Source organism: Spirosoma utsteinense (genome assembly GCF_014282275.1).
Lineage (GTDB): Bacteria > Bacteroidota > Bacteroidia > Cytophagales > Spirosomataceae > Spirosoma > Spirosoma utsteinense.
The window spans coordinates 1-21,751 of the sequence record NZ_VFIA01000032.1; the positions used below are offsets into that span (position 1 = coordinate 1).

The 21,751-nt window shown below is 47.2% G+C and carries 16 protein-coding genes and 1 pseudogene; 7 read left to right on the forward strand and 10 right to left on the reverse strand.

The window, feature by feature from the left end; translation table 11 throughout:
* A partial coding sequence (locus FH603_RS20900; protein WP_222439561.1) for a hypothetical protein occupies positions 1-758 on the forward strand: 758 nt, incomplete at its 5' end.
* A gap of 437 nt (positions 759-1,195) precedes the next feature.
* Here the strand turns inward: FH603_RS20900 and FH603_RS20905 are convergent.
* The 7 genes from FH603_RS20905 to FH603_RS20935 all read right to left on the reverse strand — a co-directional run bounded on the left by FH603_RS20905 (position 1,196) and on the right by FH603_RS20935 (position 8,451).
* Positions 1,196-1,603 (reverse strand): hypothetical protein, encoded by a 408-nt coding sequence (locus FH603_RS20905; RefSeq protein WP_186739651.1) that lies wholly within the window; start codon positions 1,601-1,603, stop codon positions 1,196-1,198.
* A gap of 565 nt (positions 1,604-2,168) precedes the next feature.
* A complete protein-coding gene (locus FH603_RS20910) occupies positions 2,169-2,474 on the reverse strand; it encodes a hypothetical protein (RefSeq protein WP_186739652.1) in 306 nt (101 codons plus the stop codon).
* Positions 2,475-3,191: 717 nt separating this feature from the next.
* Entirely contained in the window at positions 3,192-4,262 is a 1,071-nt protein-coding gene (locus tag FH603_RS20915) for a BT4734/BF3469 family protein (RefSeq protein ID WP_186739653.1), read from the reverse strand.
* 103 nt (positions 4,263-4,365) lie between these two features.
* On the reverse strand, positions 4,366-5,769 hold the full coding sequence (locus FH603_RS20920; protein WP_244968020.1) for an AAA family ATPase: 1,404 nt from the start codon (positions 5,767-5,769) through the stop codon (positions 4,366-4,368).
* A complete protein-coding gene (locus FH603_RS20925; RefSeq protein WP_186739654.1) occupies positions 5,766-6,050 on the reverse strand; it encodes a helix-turn-helix domain-containing protein in 285 nt (94 codons plus the stop codon). Before FH603_RS20925 ends, FH603_RS20920 begins: the two co-directional genes overlap by 4 nt.
* Positions 6,051-6,122: 72 nt before the next feature.
* The gene (locus FH603_RS20930) at positions 6,123-7,040 is read right to left on the reverse strand and encodes a hypothetical protein (RefSeq protein ID WP_186739655.1); all 918 of its coding nucleotides are present in this window, start codon (positions 7,038-7,040) and stop codon (positions 6,123-6,125) included.
* A gap of 43 nt (positions 7,041-7,083) precedes the next feature.
* A complete protein-coding gene (locus FH603_RS20935; protein WP_186739656.1) occupies positions 7,084-8,451 on the reverse strand; it encodes a site-specific integrase in 1,368 nt (455 codons plus the stop codon).
* A gap of 535 nt (positions 8,452-8,986) precedes the next feature.
* Here FH603_RS20935 and FH603_RS20940 point away from each other — a divergent pair.
* The 4 genes and pseudogenes from FH603_RS20940 to FH603_RS20950 all read left to right on the forward strand — a co-directional run bounded on the left by FH603_RS20940 (position 8,987) and on the right by FH603_RS20950 (position 15,481).
* Entirely contained in the window at positions 8,987-9,646 is a 660-nt protein-coding gene (locus FH603_RS20940; protein ID WP_186739657.1) for a DUF6766 family protein, read from the forward strand.
* 130 nt (positions 9,647-9,776) lie between these two features.
* Complete coding sequence (locus FH603_RS20945) at positions 9,777-10,385, forward strand: hypothetical protein (RefSeq protein ID WP_186739658.1); 609 nt, start codon at positions 9,777-9,779, stop codon at positions 10,383-10,385.
* A gap of 626 nt (positions 10,386-11,011) precedes the next feature.
* A pseudogene (locus FH603_RS29295) lies at positions 11,012-11,287 on the forward strand (chitobiase/beta-hexosaminidase C-terminal domain-containing protein); the annotation flags it as partial.
* 189 nt (positions 11,288-11,476) lie between these two features.
* Complete coding sequence (locus FH603_RS20950) at positions 11,477-15,481, forward strand: lamin tail domain-containing protein (RefSeq protein WP_244968021.1); 4,005 nt, start codon at positions 11,477-11,479, stop codon at positions 15,479-15,481.
* Between the two features lie 156 nt (positions 15,482-15,637).
* Here the strand turns inward: FH603_RS20950 and FH603_RS20955 are convergent, their stop codons facing one another.
* From FH603_RS20955 to FH603_RS20965, 3 genes are all read right to left on the reverse strand, one after another.
* Positions 15,638-16,255, reverse strand: a complete 618-nt coding sequence (locus FH603_RS20955) for an arginine-tRNA-protein transferase (RefSeq protein ID WP_394366382.1) — start codon at positions 16,253-16,255, stop codon at positions 15,638-15,640.
* Between the two features lie 232 nt (positions 16,256-16,487).
* Positions 16,488-17,237: a GLPGLI family protein gene (locus FH603_RS20960; RefSeq protein WP_186739661.1), complete on the reverse strand. Its 750-nt coding sequence runs from the start codon at positions 17,235-17,237 to the stop codon at positions 16,488-16,490.
* Positions 17,238-17,267: 30 nt separating this feature from the next.
* A complete protein-coding gene (locus tag FH603_RS20965; protein ID WP_186739662.1) occupies positions 17,268-20,147 on the reverse strand; it encodes a TonB-dependent receptor domain-containing protein in 2,880 nt (959 codons plus the stop codon).
* Between the two features lie 264 nt (positions 20,148-20,411).
* On the opposite strand from FH603_RS20965, the gene FH603_RS20970 reads away from it, so the two are divergent.
* Positions 20,412-21,005, forward strand: coding sequence for a DUF4230 domain-containing protein (locus tag FH603_RS20970; protein ID WP_186739663.1), 594 nt, complete (start codon positions 20,412-20,414; stop codon positions 21,003-21,005).
* Positions 21,006-21,130: 125 nt separating this feature from the next.
* Positions 21,131-21,691, forward strand: coding sequence for a YqgE/AlgH family protein (locus FH603_RS20975; protein WP_186739664.1), 561 nt, complete (start codon positions 21,131-21,133; stop codon positions 21,689-21,691).
* Positions 21,692-21,751 lie beyond the last annotated feature (60 nt).

Consider the following 21,751-nt stretch of genomic DNA (forward strand, 5'->3'; position numbering starts at 1 on the left):
CGGCCCATTGGAGGTCGGTCAGTGGCTCCCACTGTTTGGTCATGACTTTGTCGTTTGGCGACCACAAAGTTGGCACGACCCTCAACCTTTCTCAATTTCCCAACACGTTCTTAAAAGAGATAGAATCAAGATCAGAAGGCAATATATCATCACCAATAATTGAAATACTGCTAAATAATAACCCAGAATTTCAAGCATTCCCAATTCAGGAATACATCAAAAATTTTAGAAGAAAGTTAAATTCAATAAATTTTAGCAAGTCAAAAGGCTTAGAATTTGAAATTGAATTCCCTTTGAGCTGGTATTTTAATGAAGGAAAAAGACCAAATGTTTTATGGCTACTGAAAAATGATTTAAATGGAGTGTCAAACACAGTAACAGTTTATTTAATATCAAATAAGTTAGGGGTTACGCCCGATATAATAGCTTCAATAAACCCATTAGAATTAGCAGACGAAATTTTTGCGTTAGACAACATTACGACTGAATACTCTAGTTATAATCCTCTTAATTTTAGTAGCACTAGAATGATTATTGATGGTTGTTATGGCGTTAGATTAGAATTTGACTCAAAAATATCACGACTAGGCTTTCAAGGCGAGTTTTTCATCGTAATATATTATGTTATGTTTCGTGATTACTTAATATGTATTAGTTTTTACGTACCTAAGTTAGAGAATGAAATAAATAAGGAAGACAATAAAAAATTTTTTGACTTAATTATGAATAGCTTAATAGTATTAGATAAATACAAGTAGGTTTCTTCTTGAAGATTTTAAGTTTAATCAAACTAAACACCAAATGCATTATATAACATTTTTCGAAGCATTGAAGAGCTTCAAGAAGTAATAAGCTGTATTTTATTATTATTGATCCGTGAGCAAGTCTGTAAAGTCAAGCGGGATACCACGAGCATCAACCGAGCATAATAACAACATAGAGATGAAGTTGCTTTACGGACTAATGCACGGAGTTAGAAGATGTTTTGATTCCCGTTACCATGCAAGACTGCCTTTATCCCAATAAGTTCATCTAACGTAACATGAGTATTACGCTTAATACCTGACACTGCAAATAGTCGCTGACGAATCACCCCGTCCGTATCTGCCTATGTGATGCAGATCGCGTTAATCTGACTAGCAAGTACACTAGCTGTTTCTTCATAAATAGTGTTACTTCTGAAGAGACAATATACTTATGCCGTTGTACCATCTGAATACACTACTCTGATGAAATGAATGTCACTGGTGGCCATTGGTGTGTAAACAGCATGTCCCTCTTCAATTGAAACACTAATATTTGTCGTAGCATAAGGCAAAATTTTGATTTTTACTCGCTTATGTATCATTAACAATTCGTTAGCTGTACGACCTATTCCTACTTCAACGGCTACTATTGTCTTACTACAATTATTATGCGCCCTAATTTTAACACTTCTTCTGAACTGGTCATCTGTGGAAAGTTTAGCAAATAAAACCTTAATGTCTTTTGCCCGACATGCTACTACCATTTCATTCACTCGCTTTTTAGCCTTCTGACTGTATGCTAAACTTTCTACACAACTAAACTCAAGTACGTACAACAAAATAATAAATTTTTTCATAGTAATTAAAGAGTAAAATGGATGGCAGTACATTGAACAATAAAAAATGCCCGCTAGAACCAGCAGGCATTTTTATTATGGCTGCTTTCCAAGCACTACCGTATTTATTGTATCCCTTATTTCATTCCCATAAGGGTTTTCTGATCTAAAAAAGCAAGAGCAATAAATTTCGCCATACAACTCGGAATCTATTTTTTCTGCAGACATCGCCCCGACCGCTTGCCAATCTTCATACCATTTAGAAAATAGCTCACTTCGTCGTCTTGCAAATCTTATATTTCTATTGCCTGGACCTGGGTTCCAAACACTCTCATCACTACAGACATACAACAAGATCCTATCAGGATGCTTTGACATGTAGTATTATAGTAACTCTAATATCGTTGTTCCTATCCGAGGATCAGCAGGCATTTTTCTTGTAGGCCGCGTATTAAGCTCCGGCCCAAACCCAAACATCCTTAATTCATGGGCAAAAGAAGAAGCGGATGATACATAGCCATCCGCTTCGCAAAAGTAAATTATATATCTAATCCCGTTGTCTGTGACAAAGGAAAACTCGGCATCGTTAGCTTTTTCTGGGAAAACCGAATAAGCCTGATAATTGGATACATTTAGGTTCACCCGATTCGCTCTTTTTGTTTCCGTTAGCACCGCCCTTAGCTATATACTCCTGCATTTGGTCTGCTACTTCGACCATTCGACGAAAGTCTATTGCCACAGAAGGAAAGGAACTTGTATTGTTAGCTCCTTCATTACTGCATTGTTTTGCTACGATAATAGGCGAAGTGTTAACCTTTGATACATAGCTAAATGATCGTTGGGTACTACAAGCACCTTGGCTGGCTGCACCCATTCTGTTTACTTGTTTCATCGCTCCGTCCGATAGAGGTATGAGTGTGCCAAAAATTGGTATAATACAATTTCTGGTCTGATAAGGAACACTGCGTTACATTAAAGTGCTACAGTATTGTTACGAATATAGTGATCATTTAGTTTTCATCATAATCCGGAAGTAGGAATCTGGATTCCGGTTTTTACTTCCGCTCGTCGTTAGTTCGCCGGATTTCCAGGCTTTTTCCACCGCAATTGATCGGTTTTCACTAATTCCTGTTGTTCGTTTACCGGATTTGATCGGTTTAGGTGCCTTTACAGCAGAAAACTATTTTCGTTCGCGTGTTTCGTTTGCCATTAATTTGATTATCCGGTTCGGTTTGTCTCACTCCGTCATCAACAACTTCATCCGCTACATCATCACTTGCATTATTGTAGCCTCCTACAGAAAAAGATACATTCTAGCTTTTATCCTATATTTTTCATAATCACATAGATATGTGAGCCAATCCAGTGGCAGAAGTCCAAAGGCCTCTATCCCTCAGCAGGTCTTAGTTATTATTGTCACGCAGGATTCCCTTTATCTCCCTAAGCTCATCCGCATTAATCCCGTGTTCACACGAATGTGCCTCATTGATCCGTGAGCAAGTCTGTAAAATCAAGCGGGATAGCATGAGCATCAACCGAGCATAGTAACAACATAGAAGTGAAGTTGCTTTACGGACCAATACACGGATCAATAATTTGGTTGTGATAACTAAGGCTTATTCCAAGCTGCCGGATAGTGATTAGATTGCTCAACTTCTAACCGTTCAAGCCGTGATTCTTCCGGTCTAAGGATTGAGCCGGGTCGGGCTAGTTGATCGGCAATGGTATAAACAACGACAGGTTTGGAGTCCGTATAGTATGGTTGTTCTTTTTCAACCAGATAAATCGGTTTCGTCAAACCGTACCGGATACCGTCTCGTATCGTTTTCTGTGATTTGCTGAACGTAGGCCATTCACTCGCTATGGTTTCGAGAGCTAAGGTTACAATTTGCTCGTCTACAAGACCCGCTGCTATATACCCGCCCGCTACGGTTGCCGCCTTTAACAAAGTAGTATGCCGTTGGCCCTCACCCGCCGTTCGTACGAAGCGAACGAGCCTAGGTAATAGGTTTCTTTCATCCTGTCTGTTAAAGCGGCTGTAATCAATTGTATGGCTTGCTTTGGGCGGCTCATACGTACCAGACAGTACGATAGCATTTTCATTGATGTACGGAGTGGGATCGTAGGATACAAACCGTAAATCAGTTGGGTTGCCCCCTTTGCCCTTGTCGAGATTAACCCCGAATATATCGCTGAACAACTTTTGTAGATACCGGAAATGGGCCGCTAAGGTTTCAGGCGTCCGGTGGTCTGGTAACTGTACCACAAACCAAAGTCCTTTACGCACCGAAAAGGTGCAAAGTAGTACGTAGGGTAAGCGGGCTATATACTTTTTAAGCTCGGCCATGTTAACGCCGGGATTGTCTTTGATATCTACATCGCCCATCATCATCGGCCATTGTTGGCTGATCTTTTCGGCAAAACTTGTGTCCCTTCTTCGGTGGTGAAGCAGGGCAACGGGTGTAATAGTCGGAAGCTGCTTTTTTAGTTCGCCCTGCTTTTCTGGGTCAGATTCAGCTCGTATGGCTTCGATGGTCGAGCGGTAATACTTGGTACTAACGATACGTCGTAGACTTGTATTTCGGGCTGGTACGTTGGCAAAATGACCCCGCTGGTGGTCGAGTTCAAAGAAGCTGATCGGTACATCCAAGAGGTTAGGGCGGTATGGCTGACTGTTCATCCTGCTAAGTGCTAAAAAAGGTGCCAAACGGTTTTGGCAGGGTAGTTTGATACTGCCAACTGCCAAACCCCCTATATGGCCTTTAGCAGTTGGCAGTATTGATTTAATCGATTGTGACCAGTTTGTAGAACTGGTTGCGACCCTCTTTGTAGTCGCTCAAGCGAACAGCTCGGCCCTCATCATCATACATGGGGGGGTGTTGCTCAATGATCGTTTTTAGGCGTTCTCGAATCGTTGCATTTTTAGCCTTAAACTCACTTTCCAATACCGTCCATACTTCATGTTTGTGTAGGGGTCCATCCGATAAAAGACTTACAAGCCGTTCTGCAAGATCCTCGGTATCCGCTTTGTGTTTGCGGTGGTTGATGTGAGCGGCAATCTGATCAGCCTCAGCCAACACTAATCCGTTCGCATCTTCCCGGTATTGCAGATAAACCGGTTCAGGTCGTTTGCCCCGTCGTAACTTTAAATATCGCAATCGGATGAGGTCGGTATCATTCCCGCTGGCATCCTTTTCGAAACCGATTTGTATTACTGTACTGGCTTTGTTAGCGGCTTCAGTGCCCGTATGCCCTCTTGCTTTTTCGGTGCCTGGGTTTTGGTGAATGACCAGTAAAAAGGTCGCATCGTGCTTGTCACACAGATTGCCGATGAAGTCATATAACCGCATCGACTCCTTGGCGTCGTTGAAGTCGCTAACGGCATCCGTAACCACGTCAATCAGGCAGAACATGTGAAGTGTTGTTTGTTCTCGAACGTGGCTTAGAAAGGCTTCAATACCGTCAAAACGGTGGCCACGCTCAATGGCTTTGATCGACGTAAAGCGGAAATCGGGAGGCTGATCGATTACTGTGTATCCGGCTTTTAATTTTATGCCCTGTATGGCAAAGGGTAACTCCTCGCTTTGATTGCGTTCAGTGTCAATATAGCACACACAGTAACGTTCCAACATTGACCGGCTAAATCCCAAAAAATGGGGGTTGTTCGGGTCACTGGTAAGCATCAGCGCAGCAAAAAGTTCGGCAAGCCTTGATTTGTGGCTACCGTATGCTCCCTGAATAATGTTGAGCGTTCCCCGTCCAATGATACCGGTATCCATACGGCTTACCAGTGGAGGACTAAATACCACGCTACGGGTAGCGGCATTGCTCACCAGTCGTTCACGTTCTAATAAATGGTCTAGGTTCTGTGCTTTCTGACTATACCGTATGTTTTCTTTTAAGTTGTCTGGCTTACCGATTTCAGCGGCAAAGTTGTGGTTAGCAGTTGCGGCTAATTCATCATCCGACATGCCATAAATTGGCAGTATGTGGGCATCTTCGTTGTGCTCAATAGCTATACCTGTTTTCCAGATATAGGATGTGCGTGATAATTTGATACCTGTTTCGTAAGCCTTCTGACGTATTTTATCTAAGGTGAAATCCTTAAACTGTTCTTGTTGAGATTTATCATCTCGCTCCTGAACAGGCAGGAATGGGGTTGCTAATCTTGAAATAGGATGATTCATGCGTCCAGCCCTCCCATCGTTTTCCGGTCACCCTCATCCAACCAAGCCAAAAGTTGAGTACGTCGGAAAGTCAACCGATTTCCCCGCTTCATATGGGGTATTTGGCGCTTTGATACGAGCGTATAGATACGGGCGGCACTTAGTCGAGTGACTTGCCGGGCTAACTCGATACCGCCAACCTCATCAGGGGCGGTTTGAGTCCCATTTTGTTGCCTTAGTTCCTGAAGCACCTGCTCAATAGCAGATAACCGGCGGTCAATTATTTCATAAGGGTTTATCATTACCGTTTAGCGTTTAATTACGCTGGCAATGTTCGGGCGGGGCAAGTGGTGCAACCGGTTGCAACCAGTTGACTATTTTCCTAACCGTTTGCTGTTATTCCTTTTTGCTTCCACTAACTCTCTGTTAGCCAGTTGTAAAGCATCACCAGAAAGAAGTGGCATTACTTTATCAAAGTTTTTGATAGTACTCTTTGCGTCGGCTGTTCTTTCAAGTGGTGAAGTCATTTTACCATATTTATCGAGCAACTTTTGTCCGCTTGTTTGTCCATATTTTTGTGCTATTCCGTCAGCATTATTACGGGTTATAGGCTGGTTACGATAATGATATAGCATTGCTATTTGTGCATGTGTAAGTTCCAGCGGCTCATTACCATCTGCCGGTGGTGTTGAGGTGAGCGATTTATTGGACTGACCGTCTTTAAGATAAGGCTTAATTTCTTCAGCATATTGTTGAATAATGTCTCGAACTAAGAACACGTAGTCGTTCAATCGCTCATAGATTTCAGGCCAATTCACGTTATTATATTCAACTAATTCGGGAAATTGATCGGCAGTTTTGCCCTCGAAAATCGATAGTTGCGTAGATAAGTTATCCAAAGATTTATTATAAGCCTGCAAGCCGATCGTACGGTTTTCTTTCTCAACATCATTACTTGCCTGCCTTAATTCATCACGAAAGCCCATAAGTTGTGGCTCCAAAACAGCCTGGATTCTGCCACTGTCCAACCAACTACGTACATTTTCGCCAGATTTAGGATTAGGCCCATCAGTAATACGACGAATACCTCGAAACACAATCTTAGACGGGCCTTCAAACGGAACTTGTTTAAGTCGTTCAAGCCTATCATATTCATTTTTTAAGGCTTGTGTGGTGCCCGGGTCATCACGTAGCAAACTTAACCCATTAGAAGGATCACGGCTAAACATGGCATAGAGAAGGCGAATTTCTTCAAAGGACGTTTGGGTTATGCTCAATATGTTCGTCCGCATAGCTCTTCGTAGGTATCATTTTTAGTAATTTGGCCTCTAGAACTTATAATAAAGCATCGTAAGCCAAATCAACAGTTTCAGAGGCGAACGAATCTAGGTAGATAGCTGTAATGGCTTCTGTCTTATGCCCCATTGAAGCTGAAATAACTCCTGTAGCTACGCCTGCCCTGCGTAGGCTAGTAGCGAATGAATGCCGGGCTACGTAAGTCGTTAGTGGAGCATTAATGCCTATTTGTTCACCAATTGTTTTTAGATCAGCGTTCACTTGCCCAATGATTTTTTTTAGCCGGTTTTTAATTTGTGTCGGCGTCTTATGGCTGGCCCTGTTGAGGATGCCGAATACATAACTATCAAGTCCGTTATAGGTCAGTGGCCTTTGTCGGTCAACAATTGAAAGAGCAGGTGTCAACATCCGGATAGAGAACTTACCCCCGGTCTTTTGTCGAACGTAGGTCAGGCGTGTATTCCCATCACTATCAGTTGTTAAATCCTGGTAACGTAGACTGGCAAGGTCGGTAAAGCTAATTCCACCAACATAGAAACTAAATAGAAATATATCTTTAGCCCGCTGCAATCGCTCTACTTCAATCGCGTTTCGAAGTTCAGAAAACGGACCGGTAGCTAAAGCCGTTGGTACAAATGTTTCGATTTTTCGAACGTCGTCGCGACTAATCGCTCGTTTACGGGTAGAAGTGTCAAACTTGCTAACATTAAATTTGTGCTTGTCACTAACGTTGCGCCTAAAAGGGTAGTCTTTCAGTTCGGCCAATCCTTCACCGATAGCTTTATTAAAGACAGCCCGAAGGGTTCTAAAACGATTACTTAAAGTCGTATCGGCTACACCCTTCGCACTCATGTGTGTCTCGAAAGCATTAAGGAATTTTACGGTAACCTCCGCAAAGCGAACGTCGTCCTGCTCAGGCGCATCGGCAGATTTAATGAAGTTGACTAACTGATTTTTAAGGTCTCGGTAAACCAAACTATTACCAACTCGGCCCGTCTTTTCCATGCCATAGATCAACTCTTCAATATAGGCCAACAACTTTGATCTACGGGCTTGCTTACGACCTTCAAGAGCTTTCGTAGCTACTTCTTTGGCATTGTGTACCTCATCGTTTCCTGCCAATGTTTCGGCGGCATCTCGGTATTTACGTTCCCAGCCCTCTAACGCAATGATAAGGTTGTTCCGATTTGGTTCAGGATATGATCTGCGGATTGCTTCGCGATAGCCAGTATGTTTGTCATTCCAGTATTTGGGAAATAGACTTAACCCGGTGGCAATGTGTTTGCGTTGCCTGTCTTTGGTTATGCAAACCATAAAAGGGTGGCTCCCATCGGCCAGTGTCTTAGAGGTAAAATACAAAATCCGAACAGTAGCCTTCCCTTCTTTGTGTTCAGTTGTCTTTGCCATTGGTTTACACGTCGGTTTACACAAATATAATAATAAACCTACTATTGGCAATTAACGACAATAAATAAATAATATATATATTACTGATTTACAGCCTATAACGAATAAAAAATAATCAGCAATAAAAGTCAAAGTACTGCCTGTCACGCAGGGGGTCGCGGGTTCGAGTCCCGTCCGGACCGCCACTGAAAGTCAAGCGCTTACAATGTAAAAATTGTAAGCGCTTTTTTATTACACCTGTCTGACGTAGAATTAGTCCGTCAACATCATCCCGTTTTTCAATCGAAAGTCATCACGTGACCACGAAAATTTCGAGATGCCGCAGCCGCATTTCGCCACAACTTAGGGATACGCCCCCCTTACAGGCGTAAAGGGCCAACCGGCTTCAGCCTCCGTGCGTATAGTATCTGGCGTCAGATCCAGATATAATTACGTTGATAGAATAAGTAGTTTACTAACTTGCCATTCCCTAGCCAGCCTAACGGGCTCCCCGACATACGGTAGCAGCCAAAAACAAGGGTTGGCCACATTGCTGATGAAGAAATTTTTGCGTGAGAATGGCCTCTCACTCCTCTTCCTGTTTATCACCTTACTAACCTTACTGGGCCAGATTGTTGTGGGCTGGCATGAGTTTAACAATGAACTTAGTGATTATAATCGTCCCGCACTCGCTTTTACGGCCTACTTAACCAGCGGACACTGTATCGAAGGCGTTTTCGAGAACTGGGAAAGTGAGTTTCTGCAAATGGGTCTTTACGTGATCCTGACCGTCTCGCTCCGTCAGAAAGGGTCTTCGGAGTCTAAACGTATCGACAAAGCCGAAGAAGTAGACCGCGAACCATCACCCAATCGTCCGGGAGCACCCTGGCCCGTTCGTCGGGGCGGATGGGTGCTGATACTCTATCAGAACTCTCTGAGCCTCGCTTTTCTTGTTCTGTTCGCTTTGTCGTTTTTTCTCCATGCAGTAGGGGGCGTTAAGCAGTATAACACGGAGCAGGTGCTAAAAGGAAAGACAGAACTACTCACATTAGGGCAATTTCTGGGAACGAGTGAATTCTGGTTTCAGTCGCTTCAAAACTGGCAGAGCGAATTTCTGTCGGTGTTGTCTATTGTGGTCCTATCTATTTTTCTGCGCCAGAAAGGGTCTCCGGAATCCAAACCCGTTGATGCACCGAATGATGAGACTGGAAAATAATCGCCCGTTGTTATGCTATACATAATCCCGATCAGCGCTAACATAGACTCAAACCCTACCAGCGCGGGTTTAAAGGCATAAATACGAGCGAATAGCCCAACATTTGTACTCCCTGAACGCTTTTAGGGGTATGGCTACCGAAACGAAACCCAATACCGGCCTGTCGCTGACCGATTCGAACGGTCGGGAACAGTTACAGGCTTCCCTGACAGATTATATCACCTTCCTGCGCCGACAACCCGCTATATGTGGTACGCCCGAGCAGCAGGAGACGTTAATCAGGCATGTCGCTCAGGGCCATGACTTAATTAAACTTGTAGCGGCCGAACGACTTAAAATTACCCGTGAGCTCGATAAGCAGAAGCACGACTGGATGGAAATCGAGAAGGAGATGACGGCTCCTATCCTGGCCGCCATGCAACCCCTCAAAGACGCTGTCGAGCATTACAACCGGGAGCAATTGCGCGTTCGGGAGCACCAGCTGGCTGAAGCCGCTGAACATAATGCATCTGCGGTGCCGACGGGTGAAACGACCTGGCTTACGCCGGAGGTGGCACTGGTGGCGCTACCTAAAGGGGTACAGATGAAGTGGACTTTTGAGATAATAGACCGAAATCAGATACCCAACGGCTACTGGACAATCGATGAAGCCGCCATCAAAGCCGACATTACCCGGGGCGCACGGGATATTCCGGGCATCCGCATCTACGAAGAAGCCGTCACTACATTCCGGAAGTAAGCTGTAGAGACGTATAAGGGGCCGGGTTCTGAATGAATGCACCAGATTGCTGCGCTCATTCAGAACCCGACCCCTTATACGTCTCTACATTATATATGATCCTATTTTTTTATAAAAAAAATGATCATATAAATACTATTATTTATGCAAATACGACGAACATATAAAGTCTAAATTCCTCATCAGGCGAAGCAAAATTCTAAACGTTGAAGTTAGTTAAAAATAAAAAATATTATTATCCAACAATGCTAAAAAACACTCTTCGACTGAATTAATGGAATATTAATCTGTATTAAAAAGAAATTATTTTTTATATACCGATTAATAAAAGCAACTTATTTTTTAGCCTGATTCAGCTCACATGATCAAACCAACAATCGGCAGGAATTATATACCCTTACATTAGCAGTGTATCTACAGGGCAACTAACCGGAGCTAATAAACTTCAGATACCATATCCTTTATCCAAATACTATAAAACTTCAGGGCCAGGAATAATACACTTCACAAAAATTATTTATCCATTAAATGATTTTCGGCCAACACGATTTTTTTAATCGTGCGAATTCGCTTGCGTTTACTTTACCCAGCAGTAATATATCCATACACTCAAAGTAAATACTACCATGAAAAATACTGCCTACCTGTTTTGCCTTTTTTTAACAGCGACGTTTTCCGGATTCGGGCAAAACGTCACATTTTCGTCCAGTAGGGGCTTTTATCAAAGCCCCTTACAGCTTACTCTCACAACTAACCTGAGCGAAAGTACGATTCGGTATACTATTGATGGGTCTGCCCCTACTACTTCAGCCGGTCTCATATATACGGACGCAATTCCTATTAATACAACCACTGTTATTCGGGCAATTGGCTATAATACGACCACCACGACGCCAGTTACAACGAACTCCTATTTGTACCTAACCGATATATTAACACAACCCACAACTATCATAGGATGGCCCAATAATAGTTACCCACTCGGATCAGGGTCGGCTACGGCTATTCATGATTACGAAATGGACCCCGATGTAGTGAACAATCCTGCTTATACTAACAGCATTAAAAATGGGCTAACATCAATTCCAACAATGTCCCTTGTTTTAGACAAAAACGATTTTTGGGATTTATATGAAGGCGAAACGAAGCATCCAACCTCAGTAGAAATTTTTTATCCGGATGGAACAAAGGAACAATTTAATTGCGACCTCGAAGCACATAGCCACGATCGGCTGAAACGTTCGCTTAAATTGGGATTCAACGCCAGTACAAACACAAATCTATTAAAAAGTGCCCCGTATAATAATGCAGGTACTGCCAGCACGTTCAACGATACCAAAATTGTATTACGCGCTGGAAATAACCGCTCCTGGGCTCGAAACTGGAATCCCGATCGGACCTGTTATACTCGTGACGAGTGGTACCGGGTATCACAGCAGGCTATTTCCGGAACAGGTGGTAGAGGCACCTTCGTCCATTTGTATGTCAATGGGCTATACTGGGGACTGTATAACCCTGTAGAGCGCACGGATAATGGTATGCTGACCCATTATTTTGGTGGTGCCTTTGCCGACTGGATGTCGTTGGACCATGACGGAGTCAGAGACGGAGACCCTTCACGATTTAACTATCTGACCGGTACGCTCATCAATCAGGACATGAGCATAGCTGCCAATTACACACAGTTAAAGTCGTACCTTGACGTAAGCAAATTCTGCGACTACTTGATTGTAAGCTGGATGATGGGAATGACAGACTGGCCTGGAAATAATTTCCACGGCGGCAACCGTAATAATCCGGCAGCTCCTTTCTTCTACAACGCCTGGGACGCTGAATGGTCTTTTGACGTCACAAATGGATCCAATCAGGGTGCCTGGGTGCATCCTCAGTTTAGAAACACGACGACTGGTACCGCCACTATTGCCAAGATCTGGCACGCAGCCCGGCAAAATTCGGAATTCATGCAGTTGTTTGCCGATCGGGTGTATAAACATTGCTTTAACAGCGGTGCCCTTACCGATGCCGCTTCCCGGGCTCGGTGGGCACTTATCAACAGTTTTATCAACACCGCCATTATTGCCGAATCAGCCCGCTGGGGGGATGCCCTGAACGACGGAATAACGCGTACCCGCGATACGCACTGGACACCCGAGGTAAATCGGGTAGACGGACTCATGAACGGGAATGTAGTCCGGTTCATCAATGCCCTTCAGGAGCAGGGTTATTATCCCACGGTTACGGCCCCTGCCTTCAACCAGGAAGGAGGCTCTGTAGCTACCGGCTTTCAATTGCTGATCACCAACCCCAACCCGTCTGGTACAGTTTATTATAGTATCGATGGATCTGATCCGAAAACAGCGGAAGGAGCAGTAGGGCCCGGCGCTACTGCGTATACAACGCCCGTTACTATAGCCAGCAACCTGACCGTTAAAGCGCGCATTCAACGTGATGGTGTCTGGAGTTCGCTGCACGAAGTTTCTTTCACAGTCTCCGGACTTATCACTGGTCTGTACATCAACGAGTTTATGGCCAGCAACACGAAGAAGCCAGACGAAAACGACGAGTTTGACGACTGGATTGAAATTTACAATGCAACGTCCCAACCCATTGACATCGGTGGCCTGTACATTACAGACCTCTTATCTAATCTTACGCAGTACCAGATCCCTGTCACTAACCCGGCGCTGACAACCATTCCGGCAAAAGGCTATCTGCTTTTATGGGCCGACGGGCAGCCCGCCCAGGGACCGTTACACGTTACCATAAAGCTTAGCAAAGGCGGTGAAGCGATTGGCCTCTCGCAGCTGGTAGGCTCAACACCGACACTTATCGATTCCTATACGTTCGGCCCTCAAAAAGATGATGTATCGCTGGGTCGATTTCCGGATGGGACGGCAACGTTTAAGGAATTTTTCAAGCCAACCCCGGGCAGCAAAAATAGCATACCCTTCCGCGTAAATTTGCTGATCAATGAGATTCTGGCGGTCAACCAATCTTCCATTACCGATGAAACCGGCGAACACGACCCCTGGATTGAACTTTATAATAACAATAATGAGGCTGTTGACATTGGCGGGATGTACCTCTCCAACACCATCAATAACCCCTCTCTATGGAAAATCCCCAGTACCAATGCGGCCCAGACAACGATTCCTGCAAAAGGCTACCTTAAGCTTTGGGCCGATAACCAACCTAATCAGGGTATTCTGCATGTCGGTTTTACCCTTAGTGAAACAGGCGGGCAGATCGTGCTGGCAGACATCGTTGGCCCCGATGTTTCTCTGTCTGATACCCTACGGTATACTACCCAGACAGCCAATGTATCGGTAGGCCGGTTTCCGGATGCCAGCAAACAAGTCAGGCTTTTCAACACGCCCACACCAGGTGCTACCAACACGATTCCACCGCTATCAAACCTCTTTATTAATGAGTTTATGGCGAGTAATTCAAAGAAACCCGATGAATATGGCGAATTCGATGACTGGATCGAGCTCTATAATAATGGTACACAAGCGGTAGATGTCGGCGGACTATACATAACGGATGACCTGACAAATCCGGCTAAATACCAGATTCCTACAACCAATCCGGCGCTAACCACAATTCCGGCCAACGGTTTTCTGTTGATTTGGGCTGATGATCAGGCGACCCAGGGTGTGTTGCACGTAGGCTTTAAGTTAAGCGCTGGCGGGGAACAGATCGGTTTGTTCCAGCCCAATGGAACGGGTACGCTTACGCTGGATTCCCGAACATTCGGGGCTCAGGTAACCGACGTATCATCCGGAAGGGAACAGGATGGGGCCGCTACGTTTGTAAGCTTTACCACACCGACGCCCGGTGCCACTAATTATACAAACCATCCGCCGGTGGTAGCCAACGCCATCCCCGATCAGCAGGCTACCCAGGGCAGTAACTTTAATCTGGTGCTGGCGGCCAACACCTTCACGGACCCCGACGCCGACCCCCTGACTCACGCAGCTAGTTTGGACGACAATGCCAGCCTGCCCCCCTGGCTCAGCTTCAATGCCGCCACCCGCACCTTCAGCGGCACACCCCCCACAGGTAGTCCCGCCAGCCTCACCCTTAAAGTCACCGCCAGTGATGGGCGGGGTGGCTCGGTGAGCGACAGCTTCGGGCTGAGCATCGCGCCCGCCACGCCCGCCAACACGGCTCCCGTGCTGGCCCCTATCGCCAGTAGGACCGCTACGGTGGGCCAGCCCCTGAGCTTCACTGCCCAGGCTACCGACGCCGACTCCCCCGCCCAGACCCTGACCTATACCCTGGCCGGGGCTCCCTCGGCCACCATCCACCCCGTCACCGGTGCCTTCGCCTGGACACCCGCCACTGCCGGTACCTTTAGTCTGAGCATCACCGTGACCGACAACGGAACGCCAGCCCTGAGCGCCCAGCAACTCGTCGGCATCACCGTTAATGCTGCCCTCCCCCTTCAGCAGGCGGTGGTAAGCTACAGCCTGATGAACGCCGACAACGAACAGGAAATAAGGGTGATGACAGCAGGGGAAGTCATCAATCTGGCTACCTTACCCACCCGTAACCTCAACATCCGCGCCAACACCAGCCCTACCCTGGTGGGCTCAGTGAAGATGGTGCTCAGTGGTAAGCAGAGCCGCACCCAGACCGAAACAGGCGCACCCTACGCCCTGTTCGGCGATAACAACGGCAACTACAACGTGTGGGTGCCGGCCCTGGGCAACTACAGCCTGACCACAACGCCGTACACAGGGGGAAGCGCCCAGGGAACGGCGGGCGTACCCCTGACCGTGAGCTTCTCGGTCATAAACCAGGTGTTAGGTGCCCGGCTGAAGATTGAAGGTAACCCTGGCGAGGCTGGCATGATCGTGACTTATTACCCCAACCCCTTCTCTCAATCGTTTACCCTGCGCTTACAGAACAAACTACAGGGCAAACAACCCCTCATCCTGTACGACATCCATGGCCGGGAAGTCTTTCAGATGGATGATGTTCAGCCAGAGCAGACTATCCGTTTAGGGAAAGATTTAGGTTCGGGTATCTACATTTTACAAATAGGCACCGGTAGAGAAACCAAGCGTTACAAGTTGATAAAAGCCCATTGAGCTTCGTAAAAGGGCTGCTCGTTTCCTGCTCTTCACCGCAAGTTCTGTAGCAGGCAGAGTGCATGACCCGCGCAGCGTTAGCCTACATCCGGTTGGCCAATACCAGAAAGGCTCGAAACAACTTGTTTCGAGCCTTTCTGGTAAGAAATAAGGGAGTTAGCCCTGTTCCATCATCTCGGCGGAGAGAAAGTTCACGATCTCCCACGTGAACGGATACCAGAACCCGCTGTTGCTGTCAAATACTTCGGTAGCCGCTTCGCAGGTAAATAGCTTGTAATTGAACTTGTCGTAATTACTGGCCAGATAGCCGGGGTAGTAATACATTTTTTGCTGCGACCGGGCATAATTGGTTTTCAGCAGCATCAGGTACTTACCCAGGCTGTACTTACGGTAAGCCGGGTGGTAAAAATTCATAATCCCGGCAATACTGCGGGAGCCATTGTCGAAGATACCAACGGCGATCAACTGGTTTTCATCCCGAACTTCGATGGCGTACGTTTCAAACGCATTATAGTTGCCTCCGCCTAGCAGACATGATTCGACCGATTCGGGGGCGTCGAAATTTATTGACGCTCTGTACACGGTATAGAGTGTGGTTAGGTCTTCGGAAAACACCAGCGGTTTGATCGTTACCGAAAATCGGGCGTTAACCCGAAGCAGCCTGAGCTGGTCTTTGCCATACTCGACCTTGGCCAGCGTAATACGAAGCCAGTGTACAGGACAAAGTCTGTCCTCGAATGGTATGAACCGACACGTAAAAATATCCTGCTGCATTCGGAAATACCCCATGCTCAGGCACAAATCCAACTCACTTCCTCTCATCTGTACTACGTCTTCCCCGGGTCTTTCGGCTGAGTGACAATTTAAAGTCAAATTTTCAGTATGACCGCATAGGCCGACGGGTTTATCGGTTTTTTTCGATTACCGGCAGCACAAATCAGCCAGCATAAGTCTGGTTGACTACGTGTTGGGGGTAGACTACAGAAGAAGAGATCGGGGATTGAATCTAGTAACGGATTGACCAGTAGGGATTGCGGTGGGCTATCATGCTGTCGGCGATGTGCTGGCGAATAATAGCATCGTAGGCCGTATCATCAATCTTTTTACCTTTCAGTTTTGGCATCTTCAGCTCGTCGGCGGTAACGGGGCGAAACGTGACGCCTGTGGCCTCGATCACAACATCACCATCGTTGAGGCTTAATTCCATGATAACACCCGGCAAGCCATTGTAGCGTTCCGGCCCGGCCGGTACCGGTATATCCTGCGCGAACCAGGCGGTAATCTTCTGTTTCCTGATAGGGTCCTCGGTATCGGCCCGCATACAGATATACCCGGCAATATCCTTGATCTGATTGCCAATTTTCCAGACCGGCGTATGGAGGGAGTCGTCCACGATATAGGTTTTACCCAACATCTCGATCATTTCCGTTTTTTTGTCTTTTTCGAAATTCCGGTACAGTTTCAGTTCGGAGTTACGCCAGGAGTAATTCCCATCTTCGGTTTCACCCTGCTCGCTGGCGTAGCTATAAAAGCTCTCGTTGGCATTGAAGACCAGCTTCATTTTCTCTTTGTACTCACTGTCATTTTTCCAGGTCTGCGCAGCCCGGTCTTTCTCCTCCTGGCTTAGAAAACTCATCCGGCCAATGATCTTTACCCAGGAGGTCCGGCGTTCGTAGCTTACGACACCTTCGGTTTTCTGCCCCAGCGACGTCGTAGCGATCAGCGCGAACAGGAATAGGTTGATGAAACGATTCATAGCTTGATTTTTGATTGACAGTAACTCCTCTTAAAAGCCTCCGTTCCGGCGAATGGTAGCGTTGACACCCCGCATGTTATACGAGAAGCTCAGCAGAAAATACCGCGCCAGTGTATTCACCTGCTCGTTCTGCCGGTAGTTCTGCCCCGCATACTGGGTAATCGATACGTTTCGGTTCAGCAAGTCGACCGACGATAGGCGAATTTCGGCTTTTTTAGCCTTTCCAAGAATATGATAAACCGATGCGTTCCAGAGCGGGATACGCTGATCGAAGTTAGACTGCCTGTTTCGGAACACCCGGTAATTCAGACTGGTATTCACGTAAAAGCTACCCGGCAGTTTCAGGTTCAGATCGCCGTTGAAGTTGTTGTTGGTGATCTGCTGGTTCTGCCCCGAACTGATCGAGTAGCGGGTGTTGGTACGACCAATGCTGGCGTTTCCGTAAAACGTCAGCCACTCCGTCGGCGTCAGGTCGAGCCGGGTACCAATGGTATAGTTGCGGTTCTCGGTTTCGTTGCGCGTTCCGTTGATGTTGGTCAGGTTGTTTCCGAAATTAAGCTGTGAGTTGATGTTCAGGGTTGCCTTTGTTTTCTTGAGCGGAAAACCAACACTCATGTAGGAGCCTATGTTTTTGCCCCCCGTTATGTTTTCCGGAAAGGTTGTCGTGACGAGCGTTTCCGTATTAACCTGTTGACTGTATACGATCTGATTGACGTAATAGGTACCATACACATTCACGAACAGGTTCGTGAAACTGCCGGGGTTGAAATAACTGAACCCACCGTTCACGTTGTGTTGCAGTTCGGGCAGCAGGTTCGGGTTACCCTCGTTGATAAATAGCGGGTTGCTATTATTGATGATGGGTTGCAGATCACGGGACGATGGGATACGAACGTTTACGTCGTAGCCGCCATAGAGGTACTTATTGTTCTTCATGTCGTAGTTGAGCGACACGTTCGGCACGACGGTTGTAAATGTTCGGCTGATGAGACTGTCGACCGGCGAGGTCTGATCGGGGGCATAGCGACCATTGAGCGAGAAGCGCTGCCCCGCCAGCCCAGCCGACAGGTTCAGGCCTTTGAAGGAGTACCGGAGACCGGACCCGACCCGGTTGAACAGGTACTCGTTTTTATAGAACCGGCTCAGCGAATCGTTCCGGATCGGGAAGGCGTCACCTACGTTCAGCACATCCCGGTCAACCTCGTCATACCGTAAGCTGAAGTTATAGAACGTCTCCCAGAAAAACTTTTTGGCAAACGGCTCCACGTACAGCAAACTGGCTTTGTATTCATTCCGTAGGCTGTTTGTAGTTTGTGCCTGCCGAATAACGCGCAGGGCTTCGTTAGCGCTGGTAGCCTGAAAGAACCGCGTTTGAGAGTTGAGATCCAGGTTGCCATCGTTGGTATTGATCTGATAGGTAGCACTGGCCGCAAAACTCCGGCTTTTCTTCTTGAACTTCAGCCGGTACAGCACCGTGCTAGCCGAGCCAAACTGCCGGGAATCACTCTGGTTGGTGGATGAATCGAGTGTCGATGGCGTGTAGTCGGGCAGCGTTCCCGCAGGCGGTATACCATCGCTGCGGGATAAAGCCTGCCGCCGGAACAGGAAAGCATTGCCGTTGTTCAGGCGGGTGTTGTTAATAATAATCAGCGTTTGCATGGAATCGAGCGCTTTCTCGTACCGCAGGCTTACCCGGTGATTACCATTGAAATTAATCTGATTACTGGCTTCTTCGGTCAGGAATGAACCGGTCTGGAGGAAGTTCTCGCGGTTACGGAGGGCATTGATTTCAATGCGGCTCTGATTGTAGTAATAGCTGGTGCTGAGTTTGGTTTTCTTGGTGTCATAGTTGTAGTTGGCTCCTCCGGCGGCATTGTTGGAGAACCCACGCCCCCCGCCCCCGTTGATAGGGATACCTAACGACTCGTCGTCATCCCCGCCAAAATAGAACCCCCGCCCACTGCCGCTGAAACCGAAATCGGCGTTATCGTTCCAGTTGAACGAGTTGCTGCCCCTAAAATCCTGGTAATCGTTGAACGACAAGCCCTGCTGGTTGGTGTTGTTTCCCAGGCCAATGACCGAAAACTGCTGTTTGGAGTCGAATTTATTGTAGTTTCCCTTAACTTCGGCGCGGGCAGGCAGGTCATTGCTGGCAGGCCCGGCACCGGCCGTTACCTTACCGAAACCGCCTTTCTTGAATTCTTCCTTCAGCTCGAGGTTCACGGTTTTCTCTTTCTTCCCGTCTTCCACACCAGTCAGTTTCGACTGCTCTGTTTTATCGTTGTAGACCTGCACTTTCGAAATCGATTCGGCCTGGAGGTTTTTGGTAGCCAGTTTGGGATCCCGGCCGAAAAAGCTTTTACCATCGACGGTCACTTTCTCAACCGTTTGCCCCTGTGCCCGGATATTGCCATCCTGATCGACCTGCACGCCCGGTAGCTTCCTGAGCAGATCTTCGACCGTCGACCCCGGTGGTACCTTGAATGAACTGGCATTATACTCAATGGTATCGCCCTTGATGGTTAGCGGTGCTTTGGCCGTTCGCACAACGACTTCCATCAGTTCTTTCGTAATGGGTTTGAGTACGAGTTCACCCAGGTCTATCACGGCATCACCCGTGGGCTTTACTACCAGATTGTAAGGAATGTAGCCAACGAAAGAGATTTTCAGGATATACGTGCCAGACTTGATATTTTTGAACGTAAACGACCCTTTCTCATCGGCCCGCATGAAGTTGACAAGCGAGGAGTCTTTGGGACTCAGCAACATGATCGTGGAGGAAGCGAGCGGAGCCGCCGACGTGTCGACCGATCGTCCCTGGATACTGATACGGGACGGACTGGGCGCACTTTGCCCATAGAGGCTGGCCGTCAGCAGACATAGCACGGCCAGCAAGAAAAGGTTTTTCATAAAAAAGAGAAAGGTTGAGGGTGGTATTGCTTCCAGAGCAAAACTACTCCATAAAGTGAAAAACAGTTACACCGTTAACGTATTTTAACTAAAAATATAGTAGTTTATTTTTTATATGGGCTAATAGGCTAACAATCAGTGAATAGTGTCGATACTTGTTGACCATAGCCAGCCAATGAAATACGTTTGCCAACCTGCCTGTCGTTGCTAGGTAACCGCTTCTACCCCATCTCAGTCCATCAATTTCCGATCTTTCGGTTGTCTATGTCACGGTTCATCACTACCCTGATTCGCCTGTTCATTATGCTCCTCCTACTGGCAGGACTCATCGCCATCTGGGAGCAGATCCGGGGAAGCAGTGCCCTGAGCCGTTTCCGGCGGGACGACAGTACCGTTCAACACGCCGTACTAAGAGAGGTAACGGCGCTGGGCAAGCTGGAACTGGTTCGCTACACGTTCAAGGACATTGTCGAGCACGAACAGTTAAACACCTTCCTGCCCAATGCCAATGCCATACTGATTGTAGAAGGCGAAGCCACGGGCTGCATCGACCTTACGAAGATTGCCCTTGCCGACATTACTACCCGTAGCGACTCCCTGACGATCCGGTTACCCAAACCCGAACTGTGCAGCTGGAAAATAAACCACGACCGGTCGCGGGTGTACGATACCCGCTTTTCGTTTCTGGATGACTCCCAGCTGGTAAGCGACGCCTACCGGCAGGCCGAACGCCAAATCCGGCAGTCGGCGCTGAACGGCGGTATTCTCGAACAAACCCGCCAGAACGCCGACCGAATGCTGCGGCCACTGCTAACACGGCTATCGGGCCAGCGGGTGGGAGTCACTTTTGAGAAGTGACTGGAGCCGACAGCGTTGCCGTATACGAATAAAAGCCCGCCGTTGTAACAATTTTGGTCTATTTTAGGTAACATCGTCATTAGTCCGTCGTTTTCAATACACCTGTATTTACTGCGTTAGTACTCATGAATGCCAACCCGCCATCTGTTACCAACGGCAACCTGCTGATTGCCGAGCCTTTTTTGGGCGATAGCAATTTCGAACGGAGCGTTGTACTCGTTTGCGAGCACAGTAACGCTGGTACGTTCGGCCTGGTCATGAATCAGTTGACCGATATTCACCTTAGTGACGTTATCGAAGAGATCCACCCCGACTTACCGCTCTTCGTAGGTGGCCCGGTCCAGCAGAATACGCTCCATTTTATCCACCGCCGACCAGACCTGATCGATAACTCGATCCGTATCCTCGACGGTCTCTACTGGAGTGGCGATTTCGAACAGATCAAGGACGCCGTCAACGTCGGCACCCTTACCGAACGCGACGCCCGGTTTTTCATTGGTTACTCAGGCTGGGATGAGGGTCAGCTTGCCGAAGAACTGAGCCAGAAGGCCTGGATCGTGAGCCGTACCGACGCTGACTTTATTTTCGATACACCCGTCGATGCCTTCTGGCGTGGCGTTCTCAAGCGTATGGGCGGTCAGTATAAATCCATTGCCCACTATCCACTCGACCCACGCCTGAATTGATGGCTGGTCTTTGGTTACATTCGGGATGTACACCAACATCTTAACTTTTTTTAACCAATT